This window comes from Caulobacter sp. CCH9-E1, assembly GCF_001556515.1.
Taxonomy (GTDB): domain Bacteria; phylum Pseudomonadota; class Alphaproteobacteria; order Caulobacterales; family Caulobacteraceae; genus Caulobacter.
The window spans coordinates 11,556-26,300 of sequence record NZ_LSJA01000385.1; the positions used below are offsets into that span (position 1 = coordinate 11,556).

Genomic DNA, 14,745 nt, shown 5'->3' on the forward strand with positions numbered 1-14,745 from the left:
CGGCGCCTATGAACGCCGCCTGTCTCGCCGTCAACCGCGCGGCTTCAGCAAATAGTCCCGCGTCAGCGGAACGGCGTCGCGCTTCTTGGCCAGCTGGATCTGGAAGACCATGTGGCCGCCGTGCCGGAAGCCCAGCTCCGCGCCCGCCAGATAGAACTCCCACATCCGTCGGAACCGTTCGTCGAACATCTGGGGGATGTCGGGATCGGCCAGGAACCGCTCGCGCCAGATGCGGCAGGTCTCGGCGTAGTGCAGCCGCAGAATCTCGATGTCGGTGATCCAAAGCCCGGCCTTCTCGATCGCCGCGACGATCTCCGAGAGGCCCGGGATATAGCCGCCGGGGAAAATGTACTTCTGGGTGAAGGCGTTGGTCGCGCCGGGCCCGTGCATCTTGCCGATCGAATGCACCAGGGCGACGCCATTCTCGTCGAGCAGGCGGGCGATGGTGTCGAAATAGGTCTGGAAGTTCGGGGCCCCGACGTGTTCGAGCATGCCGACCGAGACGATGCGATCGAACGGTTCGTTCAAGTCGCGATAGTCGGTCAGGCGGAAGTCGATCCGATCGGAAAGGCCCGCCTTCTCCGCGCGTTCCTTCGCCAGCGCCAGCTGTTCGGTCGACAGGGTCACCCCGGTCATCCGCGCGCCGAAATCCTTGGCGAGCGTCATGGAGAGACCACCCCAGCCCGAGCCGATGTCCAGGGTCTTCATGCCCGGTTGGATCAGCAGCTTGCGGCCGATCAGCGCCTTCTTGGCTCCTTGCGCCTCCTCCAGCGTCATGTCCGGACGCTCGAAATAGGCGCACGAGTACTGCATGTCGGCGTCGAGGAAGCGCCGGTAGAGATCGTTGGACAGGTCGTAGTGGTGGGCGACGTTGCGGCGCGAGGCGACGCGGTCGTTGACCTGCTGGATCCGGCGCTTCAGGGCCTTGCGGAACCGGCTGAACGCCGAGCCGCGCTTGGGTTTGCGGCCCCCGCTCTCGCCGACGATGGTCAGGAGGTCCGAGATCGTCCCCTGCTCGAAGACGACGTCGCCTTCCATGTAGCCTTCGCCGAGGCCCAGGCTGGGATTGGCCAGGCGCCGCAGGCCGCGGCTGTTGATCCGGATGACGACGGGCGGGCCCGAGCCGTCCCCCGCCTTGAGGATGCGGCCGCCCGGCAGATGCGCCGTCAGGTCGCCGGTCTTGATCATCTTCGCGAGGAGAGCTTCGATCATCCGAGCAACTTAAGTGGTCCTGGCCCCGCGACAACCTGTCGCACACGAAGGAGAGCGCATGACGATCGAAATGATCCCGATCGGGCGGGTCGAGGGCGGCCGCGACGTTCCCGAGGACGATGACTGGGGCGAGAGCCGCGCCCGGATCGTTCTGGACCCGGCGCGGTTCGACGACGAGGCGCTGATGGGCCTCGACGCCTTCAGCCACGCCGAGATCGTCTATGTCTTCGACAAGGTGACCGACGACCAGATCGTCACCGGCGCGCGCCATCCGCGCGGCAATAAGGCTTGGCCGCGCATCGGCATCTTCGCCCAGCGCGGCAAGAACCGGCCTAACCGCATCGGCGTGACGGTCTGCGAGGTCGTGACCGTCAAGGGGCTGACGCTGGAGGTGAAGGGGCTGGACGCCATCGACGGCACGCCCGTGCTCGACATCAAGCCGGTGATGAGCGGCTTCTCCCCGCGTGGAGAGGTTCGCGAGCCCGACTGGGCTCGGGAGATCATGGCGAAGTACTGGTAGATCGGCCTACATCTTCCGGATTTCAGGACAGGCGTCCGGTTCGGCGGTCCAGCTGATGCTGGCGATCTTCCAGGCGCCGTCGGTCTTGACCAGGGTGAAGACGTCCAGTCCGCAATGGATGCTCTTGCCGTTGATCGACAGCTCGTACGGCGCCGAGACGGTCGCCAGTCCGCCGCGCCGGATGATGACCGGGGACCACATCCATTCCTTGGCGCCAACGGGCGGCTTGGTCCCGAAGGTCTCCTCGAAGCCGAAGCGGCGCAGGACGGTTTCGCCGCCGGGCCGGCTAGTCAGCGACATCAGCTGGGCGTTCGGCAGCAGGGTCGCGCGCATGGCCGCGACGTCGCTCTTATCGAAGCCGTCGAAGAACGCCTGGGCGGTCGCCAGCACCGCCTTGTCCTCAGCGTCGGCGGGCGGGGGCGCGGCGGTCTGAACCGCGGCGGCGATCAGCAGGGCGAGCATGGTCTTTGATCAAGCCTCGTCGGAAAGGCGGCGCAGGAAAGCCTGGGCGGCTTCCTTGTGGCGGGGCTTCAGCGTCCGACCCAGGATCGCCATCAGGGCCGCGAACACCGCCGCGTCGTCGGTGAAGCCGATCACAGGCAGGATGTCGGGCAGGGCGTCGGTGGGCAGGACGAAATAGGCCAGGGCCGCCAGCATCATGCCTTTGGCCGCCGTGGGCGTCTCGGGATCGCGGGCGCACCACCAGACCGACAGGGCGTCGGCGGCGAACGGGACCTTGGCCGCCACCTTGCGGATCTTGGGCAGGAAGCCGCGCTCGACCCGCTCCTCGTTGACGCGCACGGTGGCGGGGACCAGCGCCTTGGCCGGGTCCAGCACGTCGTTGACGTTTACGTCGGGGGACGGTTTGGCGTCGCCGCTCATCGGTCTAAACCTCTGTTCCAAGTTCGATCCTAAACGCGAACCGATCAAACGCGAAGCTAAGGGGAAACGCCCATGAAACTCGACAACACCGTCGCCGCCGTCGTCACCGGCGGCGCTTCGGGCCTCGGCGAGGCCACCGCCCGCGCCCTGGCGGCGCAAGGCGTCAAGGTCGCCATCTTCGACATGAACGAAGCGCGCGGCGAAGAGGTCGCCAAGGAGATCGGCGGCGTCTTCTGCAAGGTCAATGTGACCAGCGACGCCGACGTCGACGCCGGCTTCGAAAAGGCCCGCGCCGCCCACGGCCAGGAGCGCATCCTGGTCAACTGCGCCGGCACCGGCAACGCGGCCAAGACCGCCAGCCGCGACAAGGCCACCGGCGAGACCAAGCACTTCCCGCTCGACGCCTTCGACCGCATCATCCAGATCAACCTGGTCGGCACGTTCCGCTGCATAGCCAAGTCGGCCAAGGGCATGCTGGACCTGGAGCCGCTGCAGGACGGCGAGCGCGGCGCGATCGTCAACACGGCGTCGGTGGCGGCCGAGGACGGCCAGATGGGCCAGGCCGCCTATTCGGCCTCGAAGGGCGGCGTCGTCGGCATGACCCTGCCGATCGCTCGCGACCTGATGGGCGAGGGCATCCGCGTCAACACCATCCTGCCGGGCATCTTCAACACCCCGCTGATGAATGGCGCGCCGGAAGCGGTAAAGGCGGGCCTGGCCGCCTCGGTGCCGTTCCCCAAGCGCCTGGGCAACCCGGAAGAGTACGCCCAGCTGGCCCTGACGATGATCACCTGCGGCTACTTCAACGGCGAGGACGTCCGCCTGGACGGCGGCATCCGCATGGCGCCGCGGTAAGGCAGGCAGTTCCTCCCCCGCTAGCGGGGGAGGTGGCCCAGGGGGCCGGAGGGGGCGAGCGGGGCGCAAACCGCACTAGCCCCCTCAGTCACTCCGTGACAGCTCCCCCGCATCGCGGGGGAGCATCTTGCTTTGTCCTACTTCGGCTCCGGCCGCACGATCGTGCTGGCCAGGTTGGCCATGATCTCGCGGGCGTCGTAGGCGCGCGGGTCGCCCTGCGGCTTCTGGCCCTTGTGCATCACGATCTCGGCGCCGGCCTCGAACTTCTCGACGGTGCGGATCTGGGCGCGGTCGGCGAAGAAGGGGTCGCCCCAGAAGGGATCCCAGGTCCGCCAGCCATAGGACGGGCCATAGTAGCGCCAGGACGGGCGCCAGTAGCCGTACGGACCCCAGCCGAACGCGGGGCGGGCCAGCGGATCAGGCTCGACATAGGTGCGGGCGGTGCGGTCGGTGCGGTGATCGGCGGTCTCGAACCAGTCATAGCCCTGCTGGACGGTCAGCTCGGCCGACCGATAGAGCAGATAGCGCTCGACCGTCTCGCGCGAGGTCAGGCTGTTGCCCGCGAAGCTGACGCGATAGCGGTCGCCTTCCAGCTTCTGTTCGGAGAAGCCGCCGGTGACGGCGCCGGACGTGACTTTCGGCTGATAGGGGGTGGCGGTGGCGCAGGCCGACAAGGTCGCGGCGAGCGCCAATGTCGCGGCGATGGCGACCTTCTTCATGGACATGACTTGCTCCTTCAAGCGGAGTCCTCGGTATTGGACACAACTCTGGCCGGGCTTTGTGGTTTCGCCAAGGCGCAGTTTGCAACCGTTTTGAAATCTAGGGTGTCGGGATCACCCGCGCGAGACGATCAGGATCGCGGCGGTGATCAGCAGCACGCCGACCAGCAGGGCGAAGCCGCGCCGGAAGCCGGGCTCGTTCATGCGGCTGGACAGGGCCGCGCCGCCCAGGCCGTAGCTGGACATGCTGATCAGGTCCATGCCGATGGTCGCGCAGGCGAACATCACGAGCTGCGGGGCTAAAGGTCTTTTGATGTCCAGGAACGGCGGCAGCACGCCGGAGAAGAACAGCAGGATCTTCGGGTTGGCGATCTGGACCATGAAGCCGTCCAGGAAGGCCGAGCGCCCGGCCCGCACGGTGGCCGAGGCGTGGCTCTCGAGGTTCCTGATCCCCGCCCACAGGGACTTCAGCCCCAGCCAGACCAGATAGGCCGCTCCACCCAGGGCCAGCACGTGGAAGGCCTTGGGGAAGGCGATGATCAGGGCGCCGAGGCCCAGGGCCGAGCCGGTGAACCAGACCAGGGTGGCGGCGTTCATGCCGGCCACGCCCAACAGGGCCGCGCCCTTGCCGCGCTCCATGCCGGTGGCGATGGCGAACAGGTTGGCCGGGCCGGGCGTGATGGCCATGACGAACATGGCGACCAGGAAGGCGCCGTAGCGGGCGGGATCGACGGGCAGGTGGTCCATGGCGCGGATATAGGCCGCCGCGCCATGGGGGGCCAAGCGCGCTCTATGCGCCGATCGTGACGTAGACCCAGATCGCCCGGCCCAGGGCGCCGAACACCAGCACCGCCGTCGCCAGCGCCTGGATGACGAAGCCCAGCTCGCGCTTCTTCGGGTCGGCGGCGTAGCCGAGGGCGTAGACGATCCGGCCGATCATCCAGACGACGCCGAGGGTGGCGGCGACAAGGTCGTTCCAGTAGATGGCGAACAGCCACAGAGCCGGCAGGTAGATGACCAACCACTCGACTGTGTTGGCCTGGACGCGGATGTGGCGCTCCAGTTCGGGATCGCCAGTCATGGCTGGGGCGTCGATGCCGGTCCGCCGCCGCGCGCCGGGGATTCGCAGGATCATCCAGACATAGACCAGCAGGGACAGCAGGGTGACGATCGCCACCAAGGCGTGGGACTGATGCATGGTTCGGGTTCCTCCCCGCGGCTTCGCGCCGCTACGCAGCGACACTATTCGTATTCGCCCTGAGTTTGCACGCGGCGATCAAAGGCCTATCAGACGCGCGCACGCCGGGAACCCGGCCGGGTTTCGTTCGCTCCTAGGACTGAACGATCCCCTTCGCGGAGGCTTCGTAAAGCCATGCATGTGGACTCCACGGCGATCCAAGCGATCGACTACTCCCCCGAGCACGGCAAGCTGTTCGTCACCTTTCAGGACGGCGACGAATACGTCTATGTCGGCGTCCCCGAGCGCGTCAGCCGGGCGTTCTTCCGCGCGCCGTCCAAGGGGCGGTTCTTCCAGCGGATGATCCGGGACCGGTATCCGTACAATCGGGTTTAACGCGCCAATCTCCCCTCCCCTCTCCCCCTTGCGGGAGAGGGTGGCCCGCGAAGCGGGTCGGGTGAGGGATTGCGGGGAACATCAGCCGCGACCGCGAGAGACTGGGTGGCGGCCGACAGGACTATCAACCCCTCATCCGGCCCTTCGGGCCACCTTCTCCCGCAAGGGGAGAAGGACAAGAAAAAGGCGCCGCGAGGTTTCCCCCGCGACGCCCTTTGATCGTCTCGCTCTAAACCCGCCCTAGCCGCGCTTGTCGCGCTTGGCCAGGACCCGCAGGCGCAGGGCGTTCAGCTTGATGAAGCCGCCGGCGTCGCGGTGGTCGTAGGCGACCTTGCCTTCCTCGAAGGTGACCAGGTCCTGGTCGTACAGCGAGTAGGGGCTGGTGCGGCCGATGACCGTGACGTTGCCCTTGTAGAGCTTCACGCGCACCTGGCCCGAGACCTTGGTCTGGCTGTAGTCGATGGCGGCCTGCAGCATCTCGCGCTCGGGCGAGAACCAGAAGCCGTTGTAGACCAGGCTGGCGTACTTCGGCATCAGCTCGTCCTTCAGGTGCATCGCGCCGCGGTCCAGCGTGATGCTCTCGATGCCGCGGTGGGCGGCCAGCAGGATGGTGCCGCCGGGGGTCTCGTAGACGCCGCGCGACTTCATGCCGACGAAGCGGTTCTCGACCAGGTCCAGGCGGCCGATACCGTTGTCGCGGCCCAGCTCGTTCAGCTTGGTCAGCAGCGCAGCCGGGCTCATCGCCACGCCGTCGATGGCGACCGGGTCGCCCTTCTCGAAGTCGATGGTGATGATGGTCGGCTGGTCCGGCGCGTCTTCCGGCGCGATCGTGCGCATGTGGACGAACTCGGGGGCCTCGACCGCCGGGTCCTCCAGGACCTTACCTTCCGACGAGGAGTGCAGCAGGTTGGCGTCGACGCTGAACGGCGCCTCGCCGCGCTTGTCCTTGGTGATCTGGATCTGGTGCTTCTCGGCGAAGTCCAGCAGGGCCTCGCGGGACTTGAAGTTCCACTCGCGCCAGGGGGCGATCACGGTGATGTCGGGCTCGAGGCCGTAGTAGCCGAGCTCGAAGCGGACCTGATCGTTGCCCTTGCCCGTCGCGCCGTGGCTGACGGCGTCGGCGCCGGTCTTGCGGGCGATCTCGATCTGCTTCTTGGCGATCAGCGGGCGGGCGATCGAGGTGCCCAGCAGGTACTGGCCCTCATAGACCGTGTTGGCGCGGAACATCGGGAAGACGTAGTCGCGGACGAACTCCTCGCGGACGTCCTCGATGAAGATGTTCTCGGGCTTGACGCCGGCGGCCAGGGCCTTGGCGCGGGCCGGCTCGATCTCCTCGCCTTGGCCGAGGTCGGCCGTGAAGGTCACGACTTCCGCGCCGTACTCGGTCTGCAGCCACTTCAGGATGATCGAGGTGTCGAGGCCGCCCGAATAGGCGAGCACGACCTTCTTCACGGACTTGTCGGCCATGAGGGGTCCTTCCGGAGAAACACAAAGTCGCGCGCCTTCAACGGGATCAGGACGCGCGGGTCAAGCTCAAATGAGCGCCGCTAGAGCTTGCCCTCGTCCTGCAGCGTCCTGATGACGAAGCGCAGGTGGAACAGCTGGCTTAGCGCCAGGCTGGCGGCGATCGTGGCGCGGACCAGGAAGATGATGGTCGCCTGCACCGGATCGGTCGTGAAGGTCGCCTGGGTCAGGGTGAAGGACAGCAGCACGACGATCGATATCAATGGGACCGCCAAGAGGCCGAGCGGCTTGGAAAGGCGCGCGATCGGCTGGCCGTCGGGGCTCCATAGCATCGGAATCGAGACGTCCTTGCCGATCCGCTTCCACGCGCCTTGGGCGGTGGCGGCGATGATCGCCAGGGCGGCGATCGAGAGGCCGTCGCCGAGGACGCGGAGGGTCGTCTCCACGCCCTACACCGTCACCTGGGCGCCCAGCTCGACCACGCGGCCGGGCGGGATCTTGAAGAAGTCCGTCGGGTTGGCGGCGTTCTTCATCAGGTAGATGAACAGGCGGTCCTGCCACAGCGGCATGCCGCTGTTGGCCGACGGCACGATCGAGCGTCTCCCCAAGAAGAAGCTCGTGGCCATGATGTCGAACTTCAGCCCCTGCTTGCGGCACACGGCCAGGGCCTTGGGGATGTTGGGGCTTTCCATGAAGCCGTAGTTGACGATGACCTTCTTGAAGTCGTCGTTGACCTTCTCGATCTTGACCCGGTCCTCTTCGTTGACGCGCGGCGTCTCGGTGGTGCGGACCGTCAGGATGACGTTGCGCTCGTGCAGAACCTTGTTGTGCTTGAGGTTGTGCATCAGGGCGACCGGGGTCATGTCGGGGTCGGAGGTCAGGAAGATCGCCGTGCCCGGCGCGCGGTGCGGGGCGCGGGCGCGCAGGATCTCCATCAGGTCGACCAGGGGCACGCTGTCGCGGCGGGTCTTGGCCGACAGGATCGCCGCCCCGCGGGTCCAGGTCCACATGATCAGCACCAGGAAGCCGCCGAACACCAGGGGCAGCCAGGCGCCGTCGGGGATCTTCAGCATGTTCGAGGCGATGAAGACCATGTCCAGGGCGGCCAGCGGCACCAGCAGCAGGGCGGTCTGGCCCAGGTTCCACTTCCAGACGCGGCGGATGACGACATAGGCCAGCAGGGTGTCGACGAACATCGCGCCGGTGACGGCGATGCCATAGGCGCTGGCGAGCTTGTGCGAGCTCTGGAACGCGAACAGCAGCACCAGGACGCCGATCAGCAGGAACTGATTGACCGCCGGCACGAAGATCTGGCCGGCCTGGGTTTCCGAGGTGCGCTTGATCTCGATGCGCGGCAGCAGGCCCAGTTGCACGGCCTGCTGGGTCATCGAGAAGGCGCCAGTGATCACCGCCTGGCTGGCGATGACGGTGGCGACCGTGGCCATCAGCAGCACGGGCCAATAGGCGAAGCTGGGCACCATCTCCCAGAACGGGTTGTGGCGGGCGGCCGGGTGATCGAGCACCAGGGCGCCTTGACCCAGATAGTTCAGGGCCAGGCACGGGAAGACCAGGCACAGCCATGCGGCCTGGATCGGCCGCTTCCCGAAGTGGCCCATGTCGGCGTAGAGCGCCTCGGCCCCGGTCACCACCAGGAACACGCTGCCCAGGATGACGAAGCCCAGGAAGCCGTTCTCCAGCAGGAAGCGCAGGCCGTACCAGGGATTGAAGGCGCGGAAGATCGACGGGTCGTCGGCCAGATGGAAGGCGCCCAGCGCGCCCAGGATCAGGAACCAGACCGCGGTGATCGGTCCGAACAGCGAGGCCATCCGGTGCGTGCCCTTGGCCTGGACCAGGAACAGGGCGATCAGGATGCCGGCCGAGATCGGAAGAATGTAGGGCGACAGGGCCTTGCCCACGTGCGGCGCGTCCTTCAGGCCCTCGACGGCCGAGAGCACCGAGATGGCGGGCGTGATGATGCCGTCGCCATAGAACAACGCCGCCCCGATCACACCGAGGAAGAACACGGCGACCGAGCGCTTGCGGCCCGCGCCGCCAAGGGCCTTTTGGGCCAGGGCCATCAAGGCCAGCGTACCGCCCTCGCCCTTGTTGTCGGCGCGCATGAAGAAGATGACGTACTTGATCGTCACGAACAGCGTCATGGTCCACAGGACCAGGGACACCACCCCCAGCACCGCGTGCTCCGTCGCGGTGGTGCTGCGCGAGTGCGCCAACGCCTCGCGAAGGGCGTACAGCGGGCTGGTGCCGATGTCGCCGAAGACGACGCCGATCGAGCCCAAGGCCAGGGCCATGAAGCCATGACCCTTCACGTCATGGCCGTGCCCTGACCCATTCGGCGGGCCGCCATCCTGCGATGGAATGTCGGAAGACGCGGGGGCGCAGTCGGAAGCGGGTGCGCCTGAGGCTTCGGAAGCCATTCAATCCCTCCGGGCCGCCCTCGCAAAACGCTGTCGGCCGACCCATATCGATCAAGCGCGGCGCGATACACCCAATTTACGATGGGTTCAATCGTCCCCTAACGTCGCATCGCGTGTCGGCGTCAGGATTAAACAGTTTTCAGTTGAACGCGCCGCCGACAACCTTACGTTCCCGGTAGAGATGTCCGACAGTCAAAAATTCCCCGTGGCGGCGCACGCCCTGGCCTATCTGGCGCACAAGGAGGCGTTTTCCGCCGACCGCGCCGTGGCCAGCGCCGAGCTGGCCGCTTCGGTCCCGACCAATCCGGTCGTGGTCCGCCGGGTCACCGCCATGCTGGGCAAGGCGGGGCTGATCGGCGCGCGCGCCGGCGCCAACGGCGGCGCCTGGCTGCTGAAGCCTGCCGAGACCATCACGCTCGACGTGGTGCTGAAGGCCGTCAACGGCTGCGCCCACCTCGGCGTCGCGCCCAAGGGCGTCAAGGGCTGCCCGGTCGGCGAGAAGATCCCCGACGCGGTCCGGTCGGCCATCGAGGCGGCCGACGCCGCCGCGGCCGCGCGCCTGGGCCAGATCACGGTCGCCGACCTCCTCGCCGACGCGCATTAAGCTTCGCCGGCTAGCCTTTAGCCGGCTTGAAAAACCCCCACAGAAAAATTGCACCAACTTTTGTTGCTGATCCCTCTGGCGGTCGCGCTTGCGCCTATTACGTAATCGCTACCGTTTCAGTTCCCAATCGGAGGGATCAACGGAGGGATCAACCATGACCACCGTCGCCATCGCCTACCATTCCGGCTACGGCCACACCGAGGTCCTCGCCCAGAAGGTCGCCGAGGGCGTCCGTGACGCCGGCCAGACGCCGGTGTTGCTGAAGATCGAGAGCGCGGCCCAGGACTTCGGCCCGTTCATCGAGGAGATCACCAAGGCCGACGCCGTGATCTTCGGCGCGCCGACCTATATGGGCGACGTCTCGGGCGTGTTCAAAGTGTTCGCCGACGCCACCTCGGCGGCGTTCTTCACGGGCGCCTGGAAGGACAAGCTGGCCGCCGGCTTCACCAACTCGCACAGCTTTTCCGGCGACAAGGCCCACGCCCTGGCCAGCCTGACGATCCTGGCGGCTCAGCACGGCATGAACTGGGTCAATCTCGGCATCGCCCCGCCGAACGTGACCGCCGCCGAGCGCGGTCCGGACACGATCAATCGCGTCGGCTCGTTCATCGGCGTCGCGGCGCAGTCGGACAACGTTTCGCCCGAGCTCTCGCCGCCGGCCGGCGATCGCGAGACGGCCCGCCTGCTGGGCGAGCGCGTCGCCAAGGCCGCCGTCCGCTGGGCCGCCGGCGCCGCGGCCGCTGAAGCGATCACGACCAAGGCGGCCTAATCGGTCACGGCCGCGGCCGCTCCCCTCCAGCCGTGGCCAGAAAGGCGCGCGCCGAGCCCGGCGCGCGCCTTTCGGCTTCAGCGGGCATGAGCAAGTCGGGCGTCTGGATTGGGCTAGCGCCCAGACTTTGCGGAAAACCCCCTGCTCAAGCTAAGGTTGGCCGATGACCTCGACCTCCCCCCGCGCTCTGCTCGCCTTCCTAACCTTGCTGCTGGCCGCAGGCGGTTGGCAGCTTTGGAGGGCCGCGCATCCGCCGAAAGGCTTTAGTTGCGCCGAACGTTGGGAGCGCTATCGACGTAATGAATGGGTACCAGGCGATAACCCTCGCAGGCTTGCCTGGGAATGTGGTCGAGCGCTGGGACTACCCAGCGCTCGATAGCGCCGACTATTCCTCTTCGCCGACCGGCTGTTCGTAAGCCGCCATCATGGCCATGTTCAGGATCTTGGACACCGAGGCCGACAGCGGCGCGATCTGCACCGACTTCGACAGGCCCAGCAGCACCGGCCCGATCACGGTAGCGCCGCCCAGCGACTGCACCAGCTTGGTCGAGATCGAGGCGGCGTGGATGGCCGGCATGACCAGGATGTTGGCGCTGTCGGTCAGGCGCATGAACGGATAGTTGGCGCGCTTCTCCGGATCCAAGGCCAGCTCGGGCGGCATCTCGCCCTCGTACTCGAAGTCGACGTCCATCTCGTCGAGCATGGCGACGGCCTCGCGCACCTTCTCCGAGCGCAGGCCCATCGGGTTGCCGAAGGTCGAATAGCTCATGAAGGCCACGCGCGGCTTGAAGCCCAGGCGGCGCACGGCGCGAGCGGCCTCGCAGGCGATCTCGACCAGCTCCTCGGCCTCCGGCAGTTCGGTGACGTTGGTGTCGGCCACGAAGATCGTCCGGCCCTTGGCCAGCACCACCGACATGCCCATGATCCGGCCGCCGGGCGCGGGGTCGACGACGCGCAGCACCTCTTCCAGCGCCTGGTCGAAGCTACGGGTGACGCCGGTGACCATGGCGTCGGCCTCGCCCAGGGTGACCATCGAGGCGGCGAAGCTGTTGCGGTCCTGGTTGATCAGGCGCTGGACGTCGCGCTTCAGATAGCCCTGGCGCTGCAGTCGCGCGTAGAGCGCGTCCACATAGTCGGGATTGCGTTCGGACAGGCGGGCGTTGACGATCTCGAGGCCGGCGGTCTCGGGATCGAGGCCCACCAGCTTCATGTTCTCGTGCACCAGGTTTTCACGGCCGCACAGGATCGACTTGCCGTAGCCGCCGGTCTGGTAGGCGTAGGCGGCGCGGATGACGCTGGGGTCCTCGCCCTCGGCGAACACGATGCGCTTGGGGTTGGCCAGCACCGAGCCCGAGATTTTCTGCAGGAAGCCGGCGGTCGGATCCAGGCGCTGGGCCAGGCTGGCGCGGTAGGTGTCCATGTCGGCGATCGGGCGGCGGGCGACGCCGGTGTCCATGGCGGCCTGGGCCACGAACGGCGGCACGTACCAGATCAAGCGCGGATCAAAGGCCGACGGGATGATGTAGTCGGGACCGAACTTCAGCTGGCGGCCGTGATAGGCGGCGGCCACCTCGTCGGGCACGTCCTCGCGCGCCAGCATGGCCAGGGCCTGGGCGCAGGCGATCTTCATCTCGTGGTTCACGCGGCGGGCCCGCACGTCGAGAGCCCCGCGGAAGATGTAGGGGAAGCCCAGGACGTTGTTGACCTGGTTGGGATAGTCCGACCGGCCCGTGCCCATGATCGCGTCCTTGCGGACCCGCTTGACCTCTTCCGGCGTGATCTCCGGATCGGGATTGGCCATGGCGAAGATGACCGGATTCGGGGCCATCGAGGCGATCATCTCGGGCGTGAAGGCGCCCTTGGCGGAAAGACCCAGCAGGACGTCGGCGCCGACCACGGCTTCGGCGAGCGTGCGCTTGTCGGTCTTGACCGCGTGGGCGCTCTTCCACTGGTTCATGCCCTCGGTGCGGCCCTGGTAAAGCACGCCCTTGGAGTCGACGGCGATGCAGTTCTCGGCTCGCACGCCCATGGCCTTGATCAGCTCCAGCGAGGCGATGCCCGCCGCGCCGGGGCCGTTCAGCACGACCTTCACGTCCTCGATCTTCTTGCCGGTGATGTGGCAGGCGTTGATCAGGCCGGCGGCGCAAATGATCGCCGTGCCGTGCTGGTCGTCGTGGAACACCGGGATGTCGAGCAGCTCCTGCAGTTCGGTCTCGATGCGGAAGCACTCGGGGCTCTTGATGTCTTCCAGATTGATGCCGCCGAAGGTCACCCCGATGTTCTTGACCACCGTGATGATCTCGTCGGGGTCCTTGGAGCTGACCTCGATGTCGATCGAGTCGACGTCGCCGAAGCGCTTGAAGAGGACGCTCTTGCCTTCCATGACCGGCTTGGAGGCCAGGGCCCCCAGGTCGCCCAGGCCCAGGATCGCGGTGCCGTTCGAGATCACCGCCACCAGGTTGCCCTTGGAGGTGTAGTCGTAGGCCGCGTCGGGATCGGCGGCGATGGCGTGGACGGGGACGGCGACGCCGGGCGAATAGGCCAGCGACAGGTCGCGCTGGGTCGCCATCGGCTTGGTGGGTGCGATGGCGATCTTGCCGGGGGTCGGATAGCGGTGGAAGGCTAGCGCCTCCGCATCCGTGAAGGTCTTGCGTTCCGCGTCGCTCATCCGGCGTTTCCCATTCCTGCTGCCCAAGTCGATGAAGGGACGCGCCGATCGATGCGAACGCGTCCTTATGCGGCTCAGCGTAGCGACCGGAACCCGGTGTCACAACAGGGCTGACGCCCGAAAAGTCCAGCAAACGCTTGTTGGAATTGGCGTTGCGTCAACCTGGATGACCTTTCGTCACTCGGGCCGAGGTTGACCTCGAGGGGGCGGATGGGCGATCAGCAAGGCGAAGAGCGTAAGAGGAAAGCCGTTGACCCAGCCCGTGAAGATCGCCGTCGCCGGCGCCCTCGGCCGCATGGGCCAGGCCGTGATCCAGACGCTGGAGGGCCGCCATGACGTGGTGCTGGCCGCGCGCTTCGACCGACCCGAGGCGGAAGGCGAACTGCTGGTCAGCGCCGACGCGGCCCTGGCCGCCGCCGACGCCGTGATCGACTTCACCCTGCCGGAGGCCTCGGCCCAGCTGGCCGAAGCCGCCGCCGCCCGCGCCGTCCACCACGCCCACGCGCCGGCCCTGGTCATCGGCTCGACCGGCTTTTCGCCCGAACAGCTGGCCCGGATCGAGGCCGCCGCCGAAAAGGTCGTGATCGTCCGCTCGGGCAATTATTCGCTGGGCGTCAACATGCTGATGGGCCTGGTGCGCCAGGCCGCCGCCGCCCTGCCGGCCTCCGACTGGGACATCGAGGTCTTCGAGGCGCACCACAAGCGCAAGATCGACGCCCCCTCGGGCACGGCCCTGATGCTGGGCGAGGCCGCCGCCGAGGGCCGGGGCGTCGGCCTCGGCCAGGTCGCCGACCGCGGCCGCGACGGCGTCACTGGCCCGCGCAAGGAAGGCGCGATCGGCTTTTCGGTGGTGCGCGGCGGCGGGATCGTCGGCGAGCACAGCGTGATCTTCGCGGGCGAGTCCGAGACCCTGACCCTGTCGCACTCGGCCATCGACCGGGGCCTGTTCGCCCGAGGCGCCGTGGCCGCCGCGGCCTGGACAAAGGGCAAGGCGCCGGGGCTCTATGACATGCAAGACGTGCTCGGCTTTAAGAAGTAGGGATC

General features: G+C 67.2%; 16 protein-coding genes. 6 read left to right on the forward strand and 10 right to left on the reverse strand.

What is annotated here, in order from left to right; translation table 11 throughout:
- Positions 1 to 30: 30 nt before the first annotated feature.
- The gene (locus AX690_RS21495; RefSeq protein WP_066687412.1) at positions 31 to 1,212 is read right to left on the reverse strand and encodes a cyclopropane-fatty-acyl-phospholipid synthase family protein; all 1,182 of its coding nucleotides are present in this window, start codon (positions 1,210 to 1,212) and stop codon (positions 31 to 33) included.
- A gap of 58 nt (positions 1,213 to 1,270) precedes the next feature.
- Here AX690_RS21495 and AX690_RS21500 point away from each other — a divergent pair, with 58 nt between their 5' ends.
- Positions 1,271 to 1,732: an SAM-dependent methyltransferase gene (locus AX690_RS21500; RefSeq protein ID WP_066687414.1), complete on the forward strand. Its 462-nt coding sequence runs from the start codon at positions 1,271 to 1,273 to the stop codon at positions 1,730 to 1,732.
- Between the two features lie 6 nt (positions 1,733 to 1,738).
- On the opposite strand, the gene AX690_RS21505 is transcribed toward AX690_RS21500, so the two are convergent.
- Positions 1,739 to 2,194, reverse strand: coding sequence for a nuclear transport factor 2 family protein (locus tag AX690_RS21505; RefSeq protein WP_066687423.1), 456 nt, complete (start codon positions 2,192 to 2,194; stop codon positions 1,739 to 1,741).
- A gap of 9 nt (positions 2,195 to 2,203) precedes the next feature.
- Positions 2,204 to 2,614 carry a YkvA family protein gene (locus AX690_RS21510; protein ID WP_066687431.1) on the reverse strand — a complete coding sequence of 137 codons (411 nt, stop codon included), beginning with the start codon at positions 2,612 to 2,614 and terminating at the stop codon, positions 2,204 to 2,206.
- A 72-nt stretch (positions 2,615 to 2,686) separates the two neighbouring features.
- Here AX690_RS21510 and AX690_RS21515 point away from each other — a divergent pair, with 72 nt between their 5' ends.
- Positions 2,687 to 3,469: an SDR family NAD(P)-dependent oxidoreductase gene (locus AX690_RS21515; RefSeq protein ID WP_066687434.1), complete on the forward strand. Its 783-nt coding sequence runs from the start codon at positions 2,687 to 2,689 to the stop codon at positions 3,467 to 3,469.
- Positions 3,470 to 3,606: 137 nt separating this feature from the next.
- On the opposite strand, the gene AX690_RS21520 is transcribed toward AX690_RS21515, so the two are convergent.
- The 3 genes from AX690_RS21520 to AX690_RS21530 form a co-directional block, all read right to left on the reverse strand.
- Positions 3,607 to 4,194 (reverse strand): hypothetical protein, encoded by a 588-nt coding sequence (locus tag AX690_RS21520; protein ID WP_066686048.1) that lies wholly within the window; start codon positions 4,192 to 4,194, stop codon positions 3,607 to 3,609.
- Positions 4,195 to 4,302: 108 nt separating this feature from the next.
- Entirely contained in the window at positions 4,303 to 4,971 is a 669-nt protein-coding gene (locus AX690_RS21525) for a LysE family translocator (protein WP_156449756.1), read from the reverse strand.
- Positions 4,972 to 4,978: 7 nt separating this feature from the next.
- Positions 4,979 to 5,386: an MAPEG family protein gene (locus AX690_RS21530; protein ID WP_066686046.1), complete on the reverse strand. Its 408-nt coding sequence runs from the start codon at positions 5,384 to 5,386 to the stop codon at positions 4,979 to 4,981.
- Positions 5,387 to 5,560: 174 nt separating this feature from the next.
- Here AX690_RS21530 and AX690_RS21535 point away from each other — a divergent pair, with 174 nt between their 5' ends.
- Positions 5,561 to 5,761 carry a KTSC domain-containing protein gene (locus tag AX690_RS21535; RefSeq protein WP_013077327.1) on the forward strand — a complete coding sequence of 67 codons (201 nt, stop codon included), beginning with the start codon at positions 5,561 to 5,563 and terminating at the stop codon, positions 5,759 to 5,761.
- A gap of 240 nt (positions 5,762 to 6,001) precedes the next feature.
- Here AX690_RS21535 and AX690_RS21540 read toward each other — a convergent pair whose 3' ends face one another.
- From AX690_RS21540 to AX690_RS21550, 3 genes are all read right to left on the reverse strand, one after another.
- On the reverse strand, positions 6,002 to 7,228 hold the full coding sequence (locus AX690_RS21540) for an argininosuccinate synthase (protein WP_066686044.1): 1,227 nt from the start codon (positions 7,226 to 7,228) through the stop codon (positions 6,002 to 6,004).
- 80 nt (positions 7,229 to 7,308) lie between these two features.
- The gene (locus AX690_RS21545; protein ID WP_066686043.1) at positions 7,309 to 7,671 is read right to left on the reverse strand and encodes a hypothetical protein; all 363 of its coding nucleotides are present in this window, start codon (positions 7,669 to 7,671) and stop codon (positions 7,309 to 7,311) included.
- 3 nt (positions 7,672 to 7,674) lie between these two features.
- On the reverse strand, positions 7,675 to 9,660 hold the full coding sequence (locus AX690_RS21550) for a potassium transporter Kup (RefSeq protein WP_066686042.1): 1,986 nt from the start codon (positions 9,658 to 9,660) through the stop codon (positions 7,675 to 7,677).
- A 181-nt stretch (positions 9,661 to 9,841) separates the two neighbouring features.
- Between AX690_RS21550 and AX690_RS21555 the strand changes: the two genes are divergently transcribed.
- Together AX690_RS21555 and AX690_RS21560 are read left to right on the forward strand one after the other, a co-directional pair.
- Positions 9,842 to 10,264: an Rrf2 family transcriptional regulator gene (locus tag AX690_RS21555; protein ID WP_066686040.1), complete on the forward strand. Its 423-nt coding sequence runs from the start codon at positions 9,842 to 9,844 to the stop codon at positions 10,262 to 10,264.
- 154 nt (positions 10,265 to 10,418) lie between these two features.
- Positions 10,419 to 11,033 (forward strand): flavodoxin family protein, encoded by a 615-nt coding sequence (locus AX690_RS21560; RefSeq protein WP_066686039.1) that lies wholly within the window; start codon positions 10,419 to 10,421, stop codon positions 11,031 to 11,033.
- Between the two features lie 385 nt (positions 11,034 to 11,418).
- Here AX690_RS21560 and AX690_RS21565 read toward each other — a convergent pair whose 3' ends face one another.
- Entirely contained in the window at positions 11,419 to 13,701 is a 2,283-nt protein-coding gene (locus tag AX690_RS21565) for an NADP-dependent malic enzyme (protein ID WP_066686038.1), read from the reverse strand.
- A gap of 250 nt (positions 13,702 to 13,951) precedes the next feature.
- On the opposite strand from AX690_RS21565, the gene dapB reads away from it, so the two are divergent.
- Positions 13,952 to 14,740 (forward strand): 4-hydroxy-tetrahydrodipicolinate reductase, encoded by a 789-nt coding sequence (gene dapB / locus AX690_RS21570; RefSeq protein WP_066686035.1) that lies wholly within the window; start codon positions 13,952 to 13,954, stop codon positions 14,738 to 14,740.
- The last annotated feature ends 5 nt before the right edge of the window (positions 14,741 to 14,745 follow it).

Coding starts and splice junctions, on each gene's coding strand:
- AX690_RS21495 (WP_066687412.1), bottom strand. CDS start 1,212: ATGATCGAAGCTCTCCTCGCGAAGATGATCAAGACCGGCGACCTGACG.
- AX690_RS21500 (WP_066687414.1), top strand. CDS start 1,271: ATGACGATCGAAATGATCCCGATCGGGCGGGTCGAGGGCGGCCGCGAC.
- AX690_RS21505 (WP_066687423.1), bottom strand. CDS start 2,194: ATGCTCGCCCTGCTGATCGCCGCCGCGGTTCAGACCGCCGCGCCCCCG.
- AX690_RS21510 (WP_066687431.1), bottom strand. CDS start 2,614: ATGAGCGGCGACGCCAAACCGTCCCCCGACGTAAACGTCAACGACGTG.
- AX690_RS21515 (WP_066687434.1), top strand. CDS start 2,687: ATGAAACTCGACAACACCGTCGCCGCCGTCGTCACCGGCGGCGCTTCG.
- AX690_RS21520 (WP_066686048.1), bottom strand. CDS start 4,194: ATGTCCATGAAGAAGGTCGCCATCGCCGCGACATTGGCGCTCGCCGCG.
- AX690_RS21530 (WP_066686046.1), bottom strand. CDS start 5,386: ATGCATCAGTCCCACGCCTTGGTGGCGATCGTCACCCTGCTGTCCCTG.
- AX690_RS21535 (WP_013077327.1), top strand. CDS start 5,561: ATGCATGTGGACTCCACGGCGATCCAAGCGATCGACTACTCCCCCGAG.
- AX690_RS21540 (WP_066686044.1), bottom strand. CDS start 7,228: ATGGCCGACAAGTCCGTGAAGAAGGTCGTGCTCGCCTATTCGGGCGGC.
- AX690_RS21550 (WP_066686042.1), bottom strand. CDS start 9,660: ATGGCTTCCGAAGCCTCAGGCGCACCCGCTTCCGACTGCGCCCCCGCG.
- AX690_RS21555 (WP_066686040.1), top strand. CDS start 9,842: ATGTCCGACAGTCAAAAATTCCCCGTGGCGGCGCACGCCCTGGCCTAT.
- AX690_RS21560 (WP_066686039.1), top strand. CDS start 10,419: ATGACCACCGTCGCCATCGCCTACCATTCCGGCTACGGCCACACCGAG.
- AX690_RS21565 (WP_066686038.1), bottom strand. CDS start 13,701: ATGAGCGACGCGGAACGCAAGACCTTCACGGATGCGGAGGCGCTAGCC.